We start from the raw sequence: 18748 nt of genomic DNA on the forward strand, positions 1-18748 counted from the left end.
TCCTTCGGAGCGTCGGGATTCGGTGGATCAGGGCGGGCTAGCCGCGGGGAATGTTGCGCAGGTTGCTGCGGGCCATGCTGACGGCCTCCCCGGCGCCCTTGTTCAGCACAATCTTAGACATGGCGGTGGCAAAGCCCAGCACCTGCCCGCCCTTGAGCTTGGGCGGGATCGACAAGGCCTGCGGGTCGGTGATCAGTTCCACCAGCGACGGGCCGTTGTGGGCAAACGCGGCCCGGTAGGCATCGGCTATTTTGGCCGGATCGGTGACCCGCACGGAGTGGAAGCCCAGCGCGGCGGCGACGGCGGCGTAGTTAGCGTCGGGCACGTCCACGCCAAAGTCGGGCAGACCGTCCACCAGCATTTCCAGCTTCACCATGCCCAGGGTGGAGTTGTTGAACACCACCACGTTCAGGGGCAGCTTGTGTGCGGCCGCGGTGACCAGTTCGCCCATCAGCATGGACAGGCCGCCGTCGCCGGAGACGGAAATGACCTGCCGGTCGGGGAAGGACGATTGCGCGCCGATGGCCTGCGGCAGCGCATTGGCCATGGAGCCGTGGAGGTAGGAGCCGATGAGCCGGCGCGTGCCGAGCGGGTTGATGTAGCGGGCCGTCCAGACGTTGCACATGCCGGTGTCGGCGGTGAAGATGGCGTCGTCGGCGGCAATCTCATCGAGCAGGGATGCCGCATACTCCGGGTGGATGGGCACCAATTTATCGGCCTTGCGCGTGTAGGCGCCGACGGCCTTGTTCATGAGCCGGTCATGCTTTTTCAAGATGGCGTCCAGGAACTTCGTGTTCTTCTTGGCTGCCACCAGCGGCATGAGCGCGTTCAAGGTGGGCAGCACGTCGCCGTGGACGGCGATATCCACATCCGTGCGGCGACCCAGGTGCTCCGGCGCCCTGTCCACCTGCGCGGTGCGGGTGCCGGGCAGGAACTGGTCGTAAGGGAAGTCGGTGCCAAGCAGGATCAGGAGGTCCGCGTCCTGGATTCCTTCCGCGGCGGCCCCGTAACCCAGCAGGCCCGTCATGCCAATGTCGTAGGGGTTGCCGTACTGGATGAAGTCCTTCCCGCGCAGGCTGTGCCCAATGGGCGCCTTGAGCTTTTCGGCCAGGGCCACCACCTCGTCATGGGCGCCCTGCACCCCGGCACCGGCAAAAATGGCCACCTTGTCGGCCCCGTTGATGGCGGCGGCAAGTTCCTTGACGCTTTCGGGGTCGGGCACCAGGGCTGCGGGACGCACCGGGCGTTGCATGGGCGACGGCGCCGACGCCGGCAGGCTCGCCACGTCGCCGGGGAGCGTCACCACGGCCACGCCGCGCAGCCCCACGGCATGGGCAATCGCGTTGTGCAGCACGCGCGGAGCCTGTTCGGAGGTGCTGACCAGCTCCGAGTACACCGAGCACTCCTCAAACAGGCGGTCGGGGTGGGTTTCCTGAAAGAAGCCGCTGCCGATCTGTTTGCTGGGGATATGGGAGGCGATGGCCAGCACAGGTGCGCCGCTGCGGTTTGCGTCGTAGAGGCCGTTCATCAGGTGCAGGTTTCCGGGGCCGCAAGAGCCCGCGCATACCGCCAGCTCGCCGGTCAGCTGGGCCTCGGCCCCGGCGGCGAACGCGGCGGCCTCCTCGTGACGGACGTGGATCCAGTCGATTCCGCCGTTGCTGGACCCCCCGGTTTTCCGCACGGCGTCCACGATCGGGTTCAGGCTGTCGCCGACGATCCCGTAGATGCGCCGCACTCCCGCGGACTGCAATTGTTCGATGAGTTGGGTGGCAAGTTCCTTGGCCATACGTGACACTCCTGCGGTTGGGTGATCCGGGGACATGCTCTCAAAATCAATATAGTCCCGTGGCCCGACAAATCATTCCGCTCAAATGAGCATCGCGTTAATGCTCATTTGATACGATATCGAAAAGTCCCTTGACCTAGGAGCATGCAATGCCGCAACTCAATGCCGAGAACCTGGCCCACCTGCCCGGGAACGTTGCCGTCCCCGGTTACGACCGCAGCAAGGTCACCACGGGAATCGTGCATTTTGGCGTGGGCGGCTTCCACCGGGCCCACCAGGCCATGTACCTGGACCGGCTCATGAACGCCGGGCAGGGGCTGGACTGGGGCATTTGCGGTGTCGGCGTGCTGCCCCACGACGAGAAGATGGCGCAGGTCATGGCCGCGCAGGACTGCCTGTACACGCTGGTACTCAAGCACCCCGACGGCACCCGCGAGGCACGAGTCATCGGCTCCATGACCGAGTACCTTTTTGCCCCGGAGGATCCGGAGGCCGTGATTGAAAAGATGGCCTCCCCCGCCACCCGGATCGTGTCGCTGACCGTGACCGAGGGCGGCTACAACTTCCACCACGTCTCCGGCGAGTTCGACGCCGGAAACCCCGACGTGGTCCGCGACCTTGCACCCAACGCAACCCCGCGCACCACCTTTGGCCTGGTCACCGAGGCCCTGGCCCGGCGTCGTGCCCGCGGCATTGAGCCGTTCACGGTCATGTCCTGCGACAACATCCAAGGCAACGGCGACGTGGCAAAGAGGATGTTCACCGCGTTTGCCGAGCTGAAGGACCCCGAACTGGGCGCCTGGGTGCGGGGCAACGTGCCGTTCCCGAACTCCATGGTGGACCGGATCACGCCCGTCACCACGGATGCGGACAGGGAAGCGATCGCCGCGGACTTTGGCGTGGCGGACCAGTGGCCGGTGGTGTGTGAGCCGTTCACCCAGTGGGTCCTGGAGGATCACTTCACCCTAGGCCGGCCCGCGCTGGAGGATGCCGGCGTGCAGCTCGTGGCGGACGTGGAACCGTACGAGCTGATGAAGCTGCGCCTGCTCAATGCCAGCCACCAGGCGCTTTGCTACTTCGGCTACCTGGCCGGCTACCGGTATGCGCACGAGGTGGCCCAGGACCCGCTATTCGCCAAGTTCCTGCTCGACTACATGGACCAGGAAGGCACGCCCACGCTGGCCCCGCTGCCCGGAGTCGACCTGCCGGCGTACAAGCGCACCCTGCTGGAGCGCTTCGCCAACGAATACGTCCGCGACACGCTGGCCCGGCTGTGCGCGGAGAGCTCGGACCGCATCCCCAAGTGGCTGGTGCCGGTCATTTGGCTGAATTTGGAGAACGACGGCGACGTCGCCCGTTCCGCCGGCATCGTCGCCTCCTGGGCGCGGTACGCCGAGGGGACTGACGAATCCGGCGCCCCGATCCAAGTGGTTGACGCGCTCAAGGAGCCGCTCATGGCGGCGGCCGCACAGCAGCGCGGGGACAAGCTCGCGTTCCTGCGCAACCGCGACGTCTTTGGCGGGCTGGTGGACAACCCGCGCTTCACCGAGGCCTATCTGCGCACCCTGGCGACCCTGCACGAGAAGGGCGCCCGGGCGGCCGTGGCCGAGCTGGCGGCATAGTGCACGTCGCGGCGCGACTGGGCGAAAGCGGGGGTCTGGAAGGTACCGCCAACCCCTAAGCGTCACGCATTTGGGGGAACGGCGGAGTAGATGCCGCAGTCCCCTCCCCGTGATCTCCTCGAGCAGAGCCCCCACCAATTCGCGCCTCGTGGCGGACATGAATCCCGTAGTTACTGTTGGGCCACGCCAGGCATGGGACACTTTATGTTGATCATTTCGCAGTTGCATTATTAGGGGGACACCATCATGACCGAATATCCAGGGCCGGATCACGCCAATTTCATTCCACTGCCTGCAATAGGTCCCGACCCCGCGTCGCGACCGCAGGAGGATGTAGTGCGTGGCGCCATCTTTGCCGCCGCAGCCATCCCGTTGGGCATCATCTTGTGGTTGGTGATTTGGAATCTTGGCGTAGTCGCCTCCGTGGTCGCGTGGGCTGTGGCCGCCGCGGCTGCAAAGTTGTACGCAATAGGTGCCGGCAACCCGAGCCGGCGCGGCGCCTGGGCAATTCTCGTAGTCACCGTCGTGACCTTGGTGCTGGCGTTCCTTGGCGGCATGTGGCTCGACATGGTCCACCAGTTTGGCGGAAGTCCGCTCGAGGCGTTGGTTGATGGGGACAGCTGGAGCATCTTTGGCGAGAACCTCGCCAACAACAGCGAACTCTGGCAGGAATACACCACAAGCATTCTCAGTGCCCTGCTCTTCGGCGCCCTGGGGTGCTTCTTCACGCTGCGCAAGTTGTTCGCCGCGACCACCCGGGCGTAGGCGCACTCGGCGCCCCGCGCAATAGACCCGGTATCACCTTTGGCGCGCTTTTTACGCACGCGGTATCACCTTTGGCGAGACAGCCATTCAGGGTGATACCGCGTTCCGGAAATGCCGACCAGAAGTGATACGGGGTTCCTGCAAAAGGAACCAAAGCTGATACGGCGTTTGCCGACGGCCAAAATTGGTAACGCCACGGGTATGGCGGGTACCGTTAACTCCCGAGGGTCACGCTGTTGGGGGAACAGCGGAGTAGATGCCGCATTCCCCTCCCAGCGCTCTCCTCATGCAGAGCCCACAATAATTCGCGCCGCATCCCGGCTGCATCTTCACTTTTGAAGAAACCACAAAGGTATTTCCCATGTCTTACGACCTGTCCGTCTACGCCGCTGCCCCTTTGGGCTTTGAGGAACTGCTGGCGCTGGTGCGCAGCACCGCCGGGTTCGACGTCGATGGCTCAGTTGCCAGCGATGCCGAGTCGCTGATGGTGGTCCGGGGCGCGCGCCGCGCATACTGTTTCACGATTGACGGCCCGTTTGAGGTGGAGGCCGAAGACGTCCCCGAAGAGATCACAGCCTCGATCATTGGTGCCAAGGCCATGTATCAGGTGCTCGTCGAGGGGAGCGAAGAGGCGTCGATTCCACACGCTGCCCGTTTTGCGCGGAAACTTGCCAAAGCGGTCAAGGGGGCCATGTTGGATGAACAAACTGACGGGGTTTGGCCCAAGGCAAAGGGCAGTCGCGTTGCCCGACCCCGCGAGGTGGCCCGGCCAACCGAGCTCGTGACTGTCAACTTCTACACACTCATGAGTGAAGTCCCAGAAGATCTGCCTGGTAAATATGTTTCCTTGGCGCGGAGATACCTGCCAGAGGCGTTGCCTAAGCGTTTCGGCCCTTACGAGCCACCCCAAGGGAACCTGGAGCGGGACGGCGACCAGGCATTCACTGACGTGTGGCGGGAGAACCCTCTAAGCACCCTGTATTTCAACTGCGATTACCCGATCGCGTGGGGATCAATGCCTGGTCCCCAGCGCAACAAGCCTGTCGGGCAAACAAGCCTCTATCTCGACGGCGCCGCACTGTCCGATCCGAACTGGCTGGAGAGCTTGCGGAGATTCTTCGTCGCATTCGCACTGAATTCCAACAGCAACTTTGCCTCGGTGGAGGTGTTGCGGAACTACGAATGGGTTTCTCGAAGCTGCGATCGGCTGCCCGGGGCCGAAAAGGAGATTTGGCCAATCCACGGTGGCGAATGGAAAGGATTCGTTCCCTACCCACAGTCCTGGACGTGGTTCGGTCCTGATCAGCTCGATATCGTGTCGCCCTATCTCACAGGACACCGCGAACAGCACGGCGACCACCTGTTCCATGTCTTAGCCGAAAAACCCGTGGACCGGGACCAGCTCACGGCACTTCTCCCGGATTCCTCTGAGCCTTGGATCCCACGGGAACTCGCCACCCCGTACCCCGCCTGACGCTCTTGGGGCCACGATCCGTTCCGGCCCCCCATCTGCAATTCACAACAAGTAGTAAGGAAACAACCTCATGGCATTTTTCCGCAAGAAACCCAAGGAACTCGACGCAACCTTCCCGCAGCTCACACTGCAGCAGGGGGAAAAGATGCGCAGCATCTGCGCCGAGACGCTGACCGGCGTGGGTCACGCCATCGAACTCGCCGATGACCACGTCACGCTCTCCGACGGCCGGATGTTCGGCCTGGAAACCATTGCCCGGACGCTGCCCAAGGCGCCCGAGCGGGAATGGAAGGACATGATCGAGGACTACTTCGCCCGGATGACCGCCAAAACCGCCCGGTCCATTCTCGACGACATGCCCACCGATGAGCTGCTCACCAAGACCGTGGCAACGATCATCGACCCGGCCAAGATCACCGAGGAAGAAGGCGAACGCCACTACAAGTACACCCGATGGGTTGGCCTGCTTCCCCTCGTGATGGCCTACGACGGCGAAGAAACCGTCAATTACCTGCGGGACGACCACGTGGAGCGCGTCGGCGAAGACCAGGCGTGGGAGACGGCCTTTGCCAACTTGCTCGCCGAGGGAACCGGCACGCCCCAACAGGCCACCGACGCCGACGGCGCCTCATTCCTGGGCATCATGAGCGAGTCGATCTTCCAGTCCTCCTGGCTGGCCTACCCGGCCGCCCTCCTCGACGCCCTCGAGCTGACGGCCGGTCCCAAGGGAATCCTCATGACCGTCCCCTCCGCATCCGCCATGAACCTGCACATCATCAATGACGACACCAGCGTGAAGGACCTGTTCTTCATGACCCAGGTGACCCGGGCACAGTATGACGACATGCCGCACGCGCTCAGCCCCCACCTCTACTGGTGGAACGGCGGACCGGTGCAGCCCATTACCGAGGTCGTCGACGGCGAGCTCGCCATGATGCTCCCCGACGAGCTCGAATACCTCCTCAGCAAATAAAGAGTACGGACCACTCAAGGCCCCCGAATAAGCTGGCCGGCGACGCTTAGCCGGCCAGCTTTTCCCTGCCCCGAAGCGCTACGGCCAGTTCCTCGTCGAGCACCAGGGTGTGCACGATGTCCGCGGCAATGCAGGCGCGCACGGCCTCGGCCCGGGCGGAGCCCTGGGCGACGGCGATGACGCGCGGGGTGCGGCGCAGTTGGGGAACGGTGACGGAAAGGATGCGCGGGTCCAACTCCGATTTCACGGGATGGCCGTCGGCGGTGATGAGCCGGCCGGAGCATTCGGCCACGGCGCCGTGGTTGAGGCCGTCCTGCCGGACCGCATTGTCCACCCGATCCCAGACGGTGGAGAGGTTGGGCCCCCACGCGCCGATCGCCACCACTGCCAGGTCGAGCGAATCGGCCATGCGCATGGCGTCGGCAATTTCGGGCTGGCGGCGCAATCCGTTGGCCGTCGCGGCGCTGTCCACCACCAGGGGCGCCCACATGGGCCAGGTCTTGCCCTGCGCCACCCGGCCCAGGCGCTGCACGAGCTCTAGGGGGTTGCCGCCGCCGGGCACGGGAAGCGCACCAGCCAGCTGGACCACATTGCAGGTCGGCAGTTGATCCACATGCCGGGCGGCCAGATCAAGGGTCCGCGACCAGGAAATGCCAACGGTCATGCCTGCACGGGCCTCGCGCATAAGCTCATCGGCCGCGGCTCGTGCCTGCAGGTCCCGCTGCTGGAACTCGTCGGGCACGGTCTTGACCACCACCACGCGGCTGACGCCCAGGGCGGCGGCGAGCGCCACGGCATCAACATCCACGCCCTTGTTGGGGTGGCGGATCTCAATATGGACTATGCCCTCGGCCCGGGCTTCGTCGAGCAGTCGCGCCACCTGGAAGCGTGAAATGCCGTGGTCGGTGGCAATTTCAACCTTGGAACGGTTGTCCAGATAGTAGGCCTGGCCAATGTCTGCCAGCAGTTCCTCATGCGTTGGATCGGACACTCCGAAGCCTTCTCTCTGTGACATATGAGCTATTGGTCTTGCTCAAATGAGTATATATGACTAGAGTCACTTAACAAATGAGCGTGATCGTGTTCTCAAATGAGCAAGAAGATTGAGAGTGACCAATGAAGTTCCCCCCAATTCAACCCCTGCCCCGCCGCACCGTCCTGTCATCCCTGGCGTTGGGCGCAGTGGCCGCCCTGGGCCTGTCGGGTTGTTCGCCGGCCGGCCCGGCCAAGGACACCATCGTGGTGGCGATCGTGGCCAACCCGCAGATGAAGGACGCCATCTCCCTGCAGGATGATTTCAAGGCCAAGCACCCCAACGTCAACGTGAAGTTCGTGACGTTGCCGGAAAATGAGGCCCGCGCCAAGATCACCGCCTCCGTGGCAACCGGCGGCGGCGAGTTCGACGTCGTCATGATTTCCAACTACGAGACCGAGATGTGGGCCAAGAATGGCTGGATCGACGATCTGCAGCCGCAGGCCGACGCCACCGCGGGCTATGACACCGCCGATTTCATCCCCACCATCAAGGACGCCCTGAGCTACAAGGGCCACCTGTACTCGGTGCCCTTCTACGGCGAATCGTCGTTCCTGGTGTACCGGGAGGACCTGTTCAAACAGGCGGGCATCACCATGCCGGACCACCCGACCTGGGCGCAGATCGGCGAGATTGCCCGCAAGCTCAACGACCCCGCCAACGACTTCGCCGGCATCTGCCTGCGCGGCCTGGCCGGCTGGGGCGAGGTCATGGCACCCCTGGACACCGTCATCAACACCTACGGTGGCCAGTGGTTCGACAAGGACTGGAACGCCAAGCTGGACAGCCCGCAGGTGAAGGCCGCCGTCACCGATTATGTGAGCCTGTTGCACGACGCCGGCCAGCCGGGTGCCGCCACGAGCGGTTACGGCGACTGCATCAACCGTTACAGCCAGGGCAAGGCGGCCATGTGGTACGACGCCACGGCCATGGTCTCCAGCATTGAGGACCCGGCGTCCTCCCTGGTGGCCGGGAAGTCCGGCTATGCCCCGGCTCCCGTCAAGGACACGAAGGCCGCCGGCTGGCTGTACAGCTGGTCGCTGGCCATCCCCAGCACCAGCAAGCACAAGGACGCCGCCTGGGACTTCGTTTCCTGGATGACCAACAAGGACTACATCAAGCTGGTGGGCAACAAGATCGGCTGGGAGCGGGTTCCCCCGGGCAGCCGCAAGTCCACCTATGAGATCCCCGAATACGCCGACGTCGCAAAGGCCTACGCCAAGCCCACCCTCGACGCCATGTACAGCGCCACGCAGAACACCAGCATGGTCAATCCCGTCCCCTACCCCGGGCTGCAATTCGTGGGCATCCCGGAATTCCAAGACCTCGGCACCCGCGTGAGCCAGCAGGTTTCCGCCGCGATTGCCGGGCAAAAAACCGTTGACCAGGCGCTGGAGCAGGCACAGCAATACGCACAACCCGTGGCCCAGTCCTACCAAGAAGGAGAGAAGTGATGGCTACCAACTTGGTTGACCGGCACCAACTCAAACAACACAAGCTAAAGACCGGCCGGCCGGAATCCGGGATCTCCCGGGCCGAAGGCTGGCGGCGCCGCGGCCCGCTGCTGCCGGCGCTGGTGTTCACGATCCTCGTCACCCAGCTGCCGTTCCTGGTGACCATTTGGTACTCGCTGCGCAACTGGAACCTGCTGCGCCCCGACGCCAACAAGTTCACCGGCCTGGCCAACTATGCCGACATCTTCCTGGACTCCACCTTCCGCAGCTCCGCCATCAACAGCATCGTCATCACGCTCGGCTGCGTTTTCCTGGCGATGGTGCTGGGCATCATCTTCGCCCTCCTGCTGGACCGCAAGTTCCGCGGCCAGGGCATCGTGCGCACCATGCTCATCACGCCGTTCCTGATCATGCCGGTGGCCGGGGCAACCCTGTGGAGCGTGTCCATGCTGAATCCCAGCTTTGGCCTGCTGAACTGGGTGATCTCCCTGGTGGGGATCCCGCCGGTCGATTGGACGGCGTCTCACCCCATCGTCTCCATCCTCATGGCCCTCGTGTGGCAGTGGACCCCGTTCACCATGCTGCTGGTACTGGCCGGGCTGCAATCCCAGCCCAAGGATGTGCTGGAGGCCGCCCAGATCGACGGCGCCGGCTGGACCAAGACGTTCCTCTGGGTCACCCTGCCCCAACTGCGCCGCTACATTGAACTCGGCGTCCTGCTGGGCACCATCTACGTGGTCAACACCTTCGACCAGATCTACCTCATGACGGCCGGCGGCCCCGGAACCGCCAGCGCCAACCTGCCCTTCTACATCTACCAGCGGGCCTTCCTGGGCTTCGATATTGGCCAGGCGGCAGCGATGGGTGTCGTGGTGGTCATCGCCACCATCATCATCGCCACGTTCGCCCTGCGCCTGATCTTCCGCAGCTTTGACGCAAAGGACTAAGCCGTGACCATCACCCTGAAATCCCCCAAAACCACCCTCTCCCCGAGCGCAAGTCCCGGGAGGCACGACGCCGGTTCACCGGTTCCAGCATCACCACCGTGACGTGGATTGTCGCGTTCATCTTCTTCGCCCCGTGATCTGGCTGGTCATGACGGCGTTCAAGCCGGAATCGGCCGCCGCCTCCAACCCGCCGGTATTCTTCTTCACCCCCACGCTGGAACAGTTCCAGGCCGTGCTCGCCAACGGCGCCGGCACGTACTTCCTGAACTCGCTCATCGCCACCGGCGTTTCGACGATCTTCGTGATCATCCTGGCCGTGCCGGCCGCCTACGCCGTGAGCATCCGTCCCGTGAAGAAGACCCAGGACGTGCTGTTCTTCTTCATCTCCACGAAAATGCTGCCCGTGGTGGCCGTGATCATGCCGATCTACGTCATCGCCGGCCAGCTGAAGGTGCTGGACAACATTTGGACGCTCGTGGTGCTGTACACGGCCATGAACCTGCCCATCGCGGTGTGGATGATGCGCTCCTTCTTCCAGGAAGTGCCCGGCGAGGTACTGGAGGCTGCCGCCATGGACGGGGCCGGGCTCATCAAGACCCTGCGCACCATCCTGATCCCCATGGTCACCCCGGCCTGGCCGCCACCGCGTTGATCTGCGTGATCTTTGCCTGGAACGAGTTCTTCTTCGCCCTGAACCTGACGGCCGCCAATGCCGCCACGGTACCGGTGTTCCTGGTGTCCCAGATGACCAGCGAGGGCCTGTTCCTGGCGAAGCTGTCCGCCGCCTCGGTGCTGGCATCCCTGCCGGTGGTCATCGCCGGGTGGGCCGCACAAAAGCAGCTGGTGCGCGGACTGTCGATGGGTGCGGTGAAGTAAATTGACCAACCAGATTGCAGGCTCCCTGCCCGAATCCATGACCGCTTCCGTGCTGGTGCGCCGCGGCGAGCTGCGCACGGAACAGCGGCCCATCCCGGCGCCCGGCCCCGGCGAGGTGCTGGTGCGAATCACGTCCGTGGGCGTATGCGGCTCCGACACCCATTACTTCACGGAGGGCCGCATCGGCCCGTACGTGGTGGACTCCCCCCTGGTGTTGGGCCACGAGCCGGCCGGCGTCGTCGTTGCCCTGGGCGACGGCGTTGCCAACCGTTCCGTGGGCCAGCGCGTCTCGCTGGAGCCGGGCATCCCGGATCCGCTCTCGCCCCAGACCTTGGCGGGCTGCTACAACCTTGATCCCGGGGTGCGGTTCTTCGCCACCCCGCCCATTGACGGCGTGTTTTCCGAATACGCCGTGCACCCGGCCGCGTTCTGCCACCCGGTTCCGGATTCGGTGTCCGACGACGCAGCCGCGCTGTTGGAGCCGCTCAGCGTGGCCCTGGCCGCAAGGTCTGCAGGCCAGATCCGGATCGGCGACGCCGTGCTGGTGGCCGGCGCGGGGCCCATCGGCCTGCTCATCGCCAAGGTGGCGCAGCTGGCCGGCGCCACCGTGACACTGACGGATGTGCGGGCCGAACGGCTGGAGGTCGCAAAGAAGTACGGCGCTGCGCATACTTTCACGGCGGGTAACCAGCCGCCCGTGGAACCGGCCTTCGACGTGTTCATTGACGCCACGGGCGCCGAAGCCGCCATCCTGGGCGGGCTGGCACGGCTGGCCCCGCGGGGTCGCTGCGTGTTGGTGGGCATGGGCGCGGACACGATCGCGCTGCCGGTTCCGCTGCTGCAGGGACGCGAACTCGTGATCACCGGTACATTCCGGTACGCGAATACCTGGCCCACCGCCATTGCGCTGGCCGCCTCGGGCAGCATCGACCTGGACGGGCTCGTCACCTCGACGCACGGGCTTTCCGACGTCGAGGCGGCACTCACGGCGGGCGCCAACCCGGGCGCACTGAAGGCCATGGTCCGCCCCTAGCCCCGACGCCGTATCACTTTTGGTTGCCTTTCGGCTGACGCCGTATCACCTTTGGCGGCTTTTCCGCCGACGCCGTATCACCTCCGAATGGCCAAGGCTCAGAGGTGATACCGCGTTGACTGGAACCCGACCGAAGGTGATACCGCGTCCGCTGGAAGTGGACCAAAAGTGATACGGCGTCTAGCCGCCGGCGACGGACTGGATGACCAAAACCTCCTGGCCGGCGGCCACGCGGGTTTTCAGCCCGTCCTTGCGGCGCACGTCGTCGCCGTCGAGGTAAATGTTCACGAAGCGCCGCAACGCACCGGTCTCATCGCGCACCCGGCGGTTGAAGACGGGGTGCGCGGCCCCAATGGCGTCGAGCAGTTCCGCCACCGTGGCGCCCTGTTCGTCCACCTCGAGCGCCAATTCCTCGCGGCCGCCCACCAGGGGGCGGAGCAGGCTGGGGATCAGCACGTTCACCTCGCCGGCCACCGGATGCCTCCCTTAGAGTGCGACGACGGCGGCCCGGACGCACAGGACGTCCGGCAGGTGCGCGAGGACCTCGGCAAAGTGCGCGCCCTCATCCGCGCTGGCGTACACGGAGCCGCCGCGCGTGCCAAAGTACACGCCCACGGGCTCCGCGGTGTCCACCGCGGCCGCGTCGCGCAACACCACGTTGAAGTCGGGCTCCGAGATCCCGTCGTCGAACCGGGCCCAGGAGGCTCCGGCGTCGTCGGTCCTGTGCACGGCGAGCCGGCCTTGTGGCGGGATCCGCTCACTGTCGGCCTTGATCGGCACCACCCAGGCGGTCCCGGAGCGGCGGGGGTGGGTGAGGATGGTGAAGCCGAAGTCCGCGGGAAGGCCCGCTGCAATGGAATTCCAGGAGTCCCCGTTGTCATCGGTCCGGTACACGCCTCCGTGGTTTTGTGCGTACAGAGTGTCCGGGTTATTGGCATCCCGTGCGACCTTGTGCACGCACTGGCCAAATTCCGGCACCTCGTCCGGCATGAAGTCGGCACCAATGCCCAGGTTCCTCGGCTGCCAGGTAGCGCCTGCGTCGGTGCTGCGGTACACGCCGCCGGTACTCATGGCCACATGGATCGTGTTGGGATCGGCCGGGCTGGGCAGTACTGTGTGGGCTGCGGCGCCGCCAAATCCGGCACCCCATTCGGTGCGGTGCGGGTGGTCCCAGAGGCCGCGGTTGAGCTCAAAGTGCTCGCCGCCGTCGGTCGATTTCCAGACGGAGATGGGCTCACAGCCGGCCCACACCACGCCCGGGCGGTCGGCGCTGTCGGGCTGGATCTGCCACACCCGCTCCAGGGCGGTTTCGGTGTCCGCCGGGAAGGTGATGGCCCCGTGCTCCGGCTCGGTCCAGGTGGCGCCGAGGTCGTCGGAGTGGGCCACGGTGGGACCCCAGTGTTCGCTGCGCAGGCCCACCAGGATGCGGGTGCCGCCGTTGCGGGTGTCGATGCCGATGCTGGGGATCTCGTGCATCAAGAAATGCGGGCCGGTGAACGTGTACGTTTTCCGGTCGGTGCTGGTGCCCAGCCATAAGCCCTTTTTGGTGCCCACGGCCAACAGGTGCCCGGTTTTTGGCGCGGGCGATTCCGACATTGCTCCATTGCTTGTCATGCGTTCCATTCGATCACCGCCGCGCTGAAGCATCAAGGGTTTCAGCCGGGTAACTTCGCGGTGCGGGTCTTGGCGATAAGTTTGATTCAAGCTTCGGGGCAGAACATTCCGTCCATGGGCCGGAAATGACAGGTGCGCAGAGAGGACCCCATGGCCAAGGCAACGACCATCGTGAACGCGAAGGTGTTCGACGGGACCGCGCTGCGGGACTGGACGTCAATCCGGTTCGTTGAAGGTCTCATCACCCAGTGCTCGGCGGCCTCGGCCGCCCAAGACGGCGACGACGTGATCGACGCGGCGGGCGGGACCGTGTTTCCCGGGCTGGTCGACGCCCACGTGCATCTGGTTCCCGGCGCCCTCGCGCAATCGCTGACCTTCGGCGTTACCACCGTCCTCGACATGTTCAGCAAACCCGAGATGGTTGCCGGGGCCAGGGAACAGGCCGCCTCGCGCCCGGATGTGGCCGATCTGCGGTCCGCGGGCGTCGGTGCGACCGCTCCCGGCGGACATCCCTCGGCAATGTACGCCCCGTTCCCCACTCTGGCCGCCGCAGACCAGGCCGAACAATTCGTCGCGGATCGGATCGCGGAGGGCTCGGACTTCCTGAAGATCTTCTCCGGCATTGGTGGGCTGTGGCCGTCGCTCGACTTCGCGACCATCAAGGCCGTGGTCGACGCCGCGCACGCTCGCGGCCTGCTCGTCGTCGCCCATGTCAGCTCGATTGCCGGCGTCGAGGAGGTCGTTTCCGCCGGCGTCGACATTCTGGCCCACGTTCCGGCCGACGCCGAGCTGGACCACGTTTTGATCGCACGCATTGCCGACGCCGGAATCGCGGTCGGTCCGACCCTGGCCACGATCGAGAACACACTCGGTGAGCCTGGTGGCGCAGCAGTGGCCGGGGATCCCCGGCTCGCGGCTGCGCTTGGGGATGCCTGGGTGCGTCGGTTATCGGCGGGCGCCCCGGTGGTGGGCGGCCGCGCCATGCCGCCCTACTCACGGGCCGAGGGCAATGCACGGCGGCTTGCCGCTGCCGGCGTCACCCTGTTGGCGGGCACCGATGCCCCGAACCCCGGGACCGTGTTTGGCGCAAGCCTGCACCGGGAACTGGAGCTCCTGGTCCGGTGCGGCCTGAGTCCGGCGCAGGCCCTCGCCGCTGCCACGGCGGAACCGGCACGGGTGTTCGGCCTCGCTGACCGCGGACGGGTGGAAGTTGGATTGCGCGCGGACCTGGTCCTCGTGTCCGGCGATCCATTGGCGGACATCACCGAAACCCGCGCCATTGAGCGGATTTGGCGCGGCGGCACGGCCTGTGATCGGCGCGCCTTCGCCGCGAGCGCCGCCGAAACCGAGCAGCTTGACGCTTTCGACGCCCAGATTGCCCGGGTCGTGGCGGCCGTGCGCGAACGCAGGGGAACCTTCAGACCTTGACGGCCGCGGCCCGGCCACTGTAGGCATTGCTTAACACATTCACAACCGGGAGGACCTTTCACCATGACCGTTCGCGTCGACCTCAACATCTCGCTAGACGGCTTCGCCACGACCACCGACGCGACCCCCGAGAACCCGTTCGGCGAGGACTGGGGACGCCTGGTTGCGGCCTACACGGCCACCCGCACCTTCCGCGAGCGGGTGCTCCACGACACCAGCGGCGAGGGGACAACCGGCGTCGACGACAAGTACGGCGCCGCCTACTTCGAGGGCATCGGCGCGGAGATCATGGGCGCCGGGATGTTCGGGCTGCACAATTTTCCGGATGACCCCAACTGGAATGGCTGGTGGGGCGACGAGCCTCCCTTCCGCGTTCCCGTGTTCGTGCTGACCCACACTCCCCGCCCGCCGATCGAGATGGCAAACGGCACCAGGTTCGAGTTCGTGAGCCCGGGCAGCCCCCAGGAAATTCTGGAACGCGCGCAAAGCGTCGCCGGCGGAATGGATGTCCGCATTGGGGGCGGGCCCACTGTGGTTCGGGAGTTCCTGAAAGCAGGACTCGTCGATCAGTTGCACGTTGGCATCACGCCCATCCTGCTCGGAAGCGGGATCCGGCTCTGGGATGACCTGCGCGGGCTCGAGGCCGGCCACACCGTGACAACCGAGACGGATCCGAGCGGCACCATCCACGTCACCTTCCGACGCTGAACGCACGCTGAGCGCACGCCGAACGGCGGAACAGTGGAGCAGGTAGACCACGAGGAGATCGCACGGGCGTTGAGGGAACACCCGGCGAAGAAGGGCGTGGCCTTCAATATTGTCGTCACGGTGTTGGAGATCGGCGGTGGCATTGGGCTTTTCCATCTCGCCAAAGGTGCCGGCGCGAGCGACGTTGCGGCGTACCTGATCGGCAGCATCGCTCCCCTGCTCGGCGCGTTGGTGGTGTGGGCCCGCTCGCGGAAGTTCAGCGGCGCCTCGGCGGCGATCTTCGCGTTCGTCGCGCTTTCCGCGGTTGTGGCCGTGGTGGGCAGGACTGATCCAAAAGTGTTGCTGTACAAGGATTGTGCGACGACGGCGCTGGTTGGCTTGGTCTTTGGGCTGTCCTGCGTGCTGATGCCCCGCCCGGTGATCTTTTATTTCGCCCAGCGGTACGGCACGGACGGCAGCCGCGAGGGGATGAACGCCTTCGACAAGATGTGGCTTGCCTACCCGGGATTTCGCCGCGGCATGTATCAGATCAGCATTATCTGGGCGGCGATCTTCCTCCTCCAGGCCGGCGGCACGGCCGTGATCGTCGCGTCCACATCCTTCTCGACGGCCTACAACTGGAACCAGGTCCTGCCGATCGTCGCGTTCGTTGTGGCGATGGCCCTGACGGTGGTCATCAGCCGCCGCGGCCAACGCGCCGGCCGCGAGGCTGCTGCCGCCGCAGCCAATGCTGGAAATCCCAAGGACCAATCCAACTGAACGCTCCAGAGTTACGCGCCAATGGTGAGCGCACCGACGGCAAGAAAATTGCTTCGCCGGGAATTGTCGATTTTCCCCGCGACCGTTCGTCGCCATGGTGAACCGGGCCGCGGACGAGTGGCCCAAAGTTGAAAGGAACAGATCATGCGATCGATCTCGGCAACCATGTCAGTCACCCTCGATGGAGTTGTCCAGGGTCCCGGCCGCCCGGACGAGGACACCCGCGGCGAGTTCACCCTCGGGGGCTGGGCCGGGCAGTACAACGACGCAGTCATGGGCCAGGAGATGGGCAAAGGCATGTCCAAGCCCGGTGACATGCTCTTCGGCCACCGGACCTGGCGGGACTTCATCGGCGTCTGGGCCGACGCAGCCGACGGCAACCCGTTCACCACGTACATGAACGCGGCCACGAAGTACGTCGCGTCCCGGACGCTCAAGGATGCCGACGCCTGGCCGAACTCGATCCTGCTGAGCGGGGAAGCCGTCGAGACGGTCGCCGCCCTCAAGGCCACGCCCGGAAACGACTTGGTGATCATCGGCAGCGCTTCGCTGATCCGCGCATTGCACGCCGCCGGCCTGATCGACCATTACCAGCTGCTGATCCACCCCTTGACCCTGGGCAGCGGAACCCGCCTGTTTGAGGGCACCGCACCGCTGACCGAGTTCGAGCTCACCGGCTCCGTCACCACCACCAAGGGAGTGATCATCGCCTCCTACTCCCGCCGGTAAGCGAATTCCTCCGCCCCGGAACGTTTGACATCCCGGGTGCAGGAAATGAGAGTTGGACTATGTCCGCACGCAGCGTGGCCTCCAGTCGAAAAGCGAAGCGAAAACCTGCACCCAAGGGGTTGGTGCTGGGCATCTGCTGCCTGAGCCTGCTGATCGTTTCCATGGACGCCACGATCGTCAATGTGGCGCTGCCGAGCATTGGCCGCGAGTTCCGCACCTCCGTCTCGCAACTCCAGTGGACGGTGGACGGCTACACCCTGGCCGTGGCCAGTTTCCTGCTGTTGTCCGGCTCCATGGCCGATCGCTACGGCCGGCGCCGGGTGTTCCAGATCGGCTTGTTCGTCTTCAGCATCGGATCGCTGTTGTGCAGCCTGGCCCCGACCATCGGCTTCCTGGTCGCGGCCCGCGTCATCCAGGGCCTGGGCGGGTCCATGCTGAATCCCGTGGCCATGTCCATCATCACCAACACGTTTACGGACCGGAAGGAGAGGGCCCGCGCGGTGGGCGTGTGGGGTGCCGTGGTGGGCGTGTCCATGGCGTTCGGCCCGCTCGTGGGCGGGGCGCTGACGGAAAGCGTTGGCTGGCGGGCGGTGTTTTGGGTCAACATTCCCATCGGCCTTGCCGCGATCGTTCTGACGGCGGCCTTCGTGCCCGAATCCCGGGCCGCCCGGGCGCGCAAGTTCGATCCGCTGGGCCAGGGCCTGGTCCTGGCGGCGCTCGTGGCCCTCGTGTACGGGCTGATCGAGGCACCCGGGACCGGTTGGGGTTCTCCGCGCATCGTGGCCCTGTTCGCGGTGGCGGCGGCCGCCGTCGTCGTCCTGGTTTGGCATGAGGGCAGGACCCCGGAGCCGTTCATCGACCTGCGGTTCTTTCGCAGCGTCCCCTTCACCTCTGCAACGCTGACGGCCGTGCTCGGGTTTTCCTCGTGGGGCGCATTCCTGTTCATCAACGCCCTGTACCTGCAGGACGTGCGCGGCCTTTCACCCTTCAACACGGGCCTCTACATGCTCCCGCTGGCCCTGGCCACGCTGGTCTTTTCGCTGCTGTCCGGGCGCCTGGTGGGGAGGTTCGGCACCCGTCCGTCGCTGGTCAGCGCGGGGCTCCTGCTGGCCGCGAGCGGGGTGAGCATGACGTTCCTGGGCACGCACACATCCAACGCTGCGCTGTTCAGCTCGTACATCCTGTTTGGTCTGGGCTTCGGCATGCTCAACGCCCCCATTACGACGACGGCGGTCTCCGGCATGCCGCTGTCCCAGGCGGGCGTCGCGGCGGGGCTGGCGTCGACTAGCCGGCAGGCGGGCATCTCGCTGGGCGTGGCGCTGGCCGGAACCGTGACGGGGGTGGGCGCCGCCCACGCCATCTCGGCATCCTTTGCGGCGGCGACCCACCCGCTGTGGTGGATCGTGATTGGCTGCGGGCTGGCCATTGCGGCGCTCGGCATTCTCGCCACCACCGCCTGGGCCCGGGCCAGCACGGAGAGAATCGGCCCGCTGCTGACCGAACCGCAGCCCACCGACGCCTGAGTGGATACCCCCAGGGGGTACTTG

Annotated in this window: 16 protein-coding genes and 1 pseudogene; 13 read left to right on the forward strand and 4 right to left on the reverse strand. The window is 65.4% G+C overall.

The window, feature by feature from the left end:
* Nucleotides 1-37: 37 nt before the first annotated feature.
* The gene (locus tag AL755_RS21405) at nt 38-1786 is read right to left on the reverse strand and encodes a pyruvate dehydrogenase (RefSeq protein WP_054012745.1); all 1749 of its coding nucleotides are present in this window, start codon (nt 1784-1786) and stop codon (nt 38-40) included.
* 149 nt (nt 1787-1935) lie between these two features.
* Between AL755_RS21405 and AL755_RS21410 the strand changes: the two genes are divergently transcribed.
* The 4 genes from AL755_RS21410 to AL755_RS21425 all read left to right on the forward strand — a co-directional run bounded on the left by AL755_RS21410 (nt 1936) and on the right by AL755_RS21425 (nt 6620).
* Nucleotides 1936-3408 carry a mannitol dehydrogenase family protein gene (locus AL755_RS21410; protein ID WP_054012746.1) on the forward strand — a complete coding sequence of 491 codons (1473 nt, stop codon included), beginning with the start codon at nt 1936-1938 and terminating at the stop codon, nt 3406-3408.
* Between the two features lie 336 nt (nt 3409-3744).
* Entirely contained in the window at nt 3745-4173 is a 429-nt protein-coding gene (locus AL755_RS21415; protein ID WP_054012747.1) for a hypothetical protein, read from the forward strand.
* A 361-nt stretch (nt 4174-4534) separates the two neighbouring features.
* Nucleotides 4535-5647 (forward strand): hypothetical protein, encoded by a 1113-nt coding sequence (locus AL755_RS21420; RefSeq protein WP_054012748.1) that lies wholly within the window; start codon nt 4535-4537, stop codon nt 5645-5647.
* Nucleotides 5648-5717: 70 nt separating this feature from the next.
* Complete coding sequence (locus tag AL755_RS21425) at nt 5718-6620, forward strand: hypothetical protein (RefSeq protein WP_054012749.1); 903 nt, start codon at nt 5718-5720, stop codon at nt 6618-6620.
* 46 nt (nt 6621-6666) lie between these two features.
* On the opposite strand, the gene AL755_RS21430 is transcribed toward AL755_RS21425, so the two are convergent.
* Entirely contained in the window at nt 6667-7611 is a 945-nt protein-coding gene (locus AL755_RS21430; RefSeq protein WP_237762574.1) for a sugar-binding transcriptional regulator, read from the reverse strand.
* Between the two features lie 125 nt (nt 7612-7736).
* On the opposite strand from AL755_RS21430, the gene AL755_RS21435 reads away from it, so the two are divergent.
* The 4 genes and pseudogenes from AL755_RS21435 to AL755_RS21450 all read left to right on the forward strand — a co-directional run bounded on the left by AL755_RS21435 (nt 7737) and on the right by AL755_RS21450 (nt 11963).
* Nucleotides 7737-9107 carry an ABC transporter substrate-binding protein gene (locus AL755_RS21435; RefSeq protein ID WP_054012751.1) on the forward strand — a complete coding sequence of 457 codons (1371 nt, stop codon included), beginning with the start codon at nt 7737-7739 and terminating at the stop codon, nt 9105-9107.
* Nucleotides 9107-10054 (forward strand): carbohydrate ABC transporter permease, encoded by a 948-nt coding sequence (locus tag AL755_RS21440; RefSeq protein ID WP_054012752.1) that lies wholly within the window; start codon nt 9107-9109, stop codon nt 10052-10054. Before AL755_RS21435 ends, AL755_RS21440 begins: the two co-directional genes overlap by 1 nt.
* Before the next feature lie 89 nt (nt 10055-10143).
* Nucleotides 10144-10930: pseudogene (locus tag AL755_RS21445) on the forward strand (carbohydrate ABC transporter permease).
* A gap of 1 nt (nt 10931) precedes the next feature.
* On the forward strand, nt 10932-11963 hold the full coding sequence (locus AL755_RS21450) for an NAD(P)-dependent alcohol dehydrogenase (protein WP_054012753.1): 1032 nt from the start codon (nt 10932-10934) through the stop codon (nt 11961-11963).
* A gap of 180 nt (nt 11964-12143) precedes the next feature.
* Here the strand turns inward: AL755_RS21450 and AL755_RS21455 are convergent, their stop codons facing one another.
* Nucleotides 12144-12437, reverse strand: a complete 294-nt coding sequence (locus tag AL755_RS21455) for a MoaD/ThiS family protein (protein ID WP_237762575.1) — start codon at nt 12435-12437, stop codon at nt 12144-12146.
* 12 nt (nt 12438-12449) lie between these two features.
* Nucleotides 12450-13559 carry a WD40/YVTN/BNR-like repeat-containing protein gene (locus AL755_RS21460; RefSeq protein ID WP_054012754.1) on the reverse strand — a complete coding sequence of 370 codons (1110 nt, stop codon included), beginning with the start codon at nt 13557-13559 and terminating at the stop codon, nt 12450-12452.
* A 168-nt stretch (nt 13560-13727) separates the two neighbouring features.
* Between AL755_RS21460 and AL755_RS21465 the strand changes: the two genes are divergently transcribed.
* The 5 genes from AL755_RS21465 (at nt 13728) to AL755_RS21485 (ending at nt 18724) form a co-directional block, all read left to right on the forward strand.
* Complete coding sequence (locus AL755_RS21465) at nt 13728-15005, forward strand: amidohydrolase family protein (protein ID WP_054012755.1); 1278 nt, start codon at nt 13728-13730, stop codon at nt 15003-15005.
* Nucleotides 15006-15068: 63 nt separating this feature from the next.
* Entirely contained in the window at nt 15069-15713 is a 645-nt protein-coding gene (locus AL755_RS21470) for a dihydrofolate reductase family protein (RefSeq protein WP_054012756.1), read from the forward strand.
* A 33-nt stretch (nt 15714-15746) separates the two neighbouring features.
* Nucleotides 15747-16472 (forward strand): VC0807 family protein, encoded by a 726-nt coding sequence (locus AL755_RS21475; protein WP_150117205.1) that lies wholly within the window; start codon nt 15747-15749, stop codon nt 16470-16472.
* 144 nt (nt 16473-16616) lie between these two features.
* On the forward strand, nt 16617-17201 hold the full coding sequence (locus AL755_RS21480; protein ID WP_054012758.1) for a dihydrofolate reductase family protein: 585 nt from the start codon (nt 16617-16619) through the stop codon (nt 17199-17201).
* Nucleotides 17202-17260: 59 nt separating this feature from the next.
* A complete protein-coding gene (locus AL755_RS21485; RefSeq protein ID WP_082369485.1) occupies nt 17261-18724 on the forward strand; it encodes an MFS transporter in 1464 nt (487 codons plus the stop codon).
* The last annotated feature ends 24 nt before the right edge of the window (nt 18725-18748 follow it).

Source organism: Arthrobacter sp. ERGS1:01, assembly GCF_001281315.1.
Lineage (GTDB): Bacteria > Actinomycetota > Actinomycetes > Actinomycetales > Micrococcaceae > Specibacter.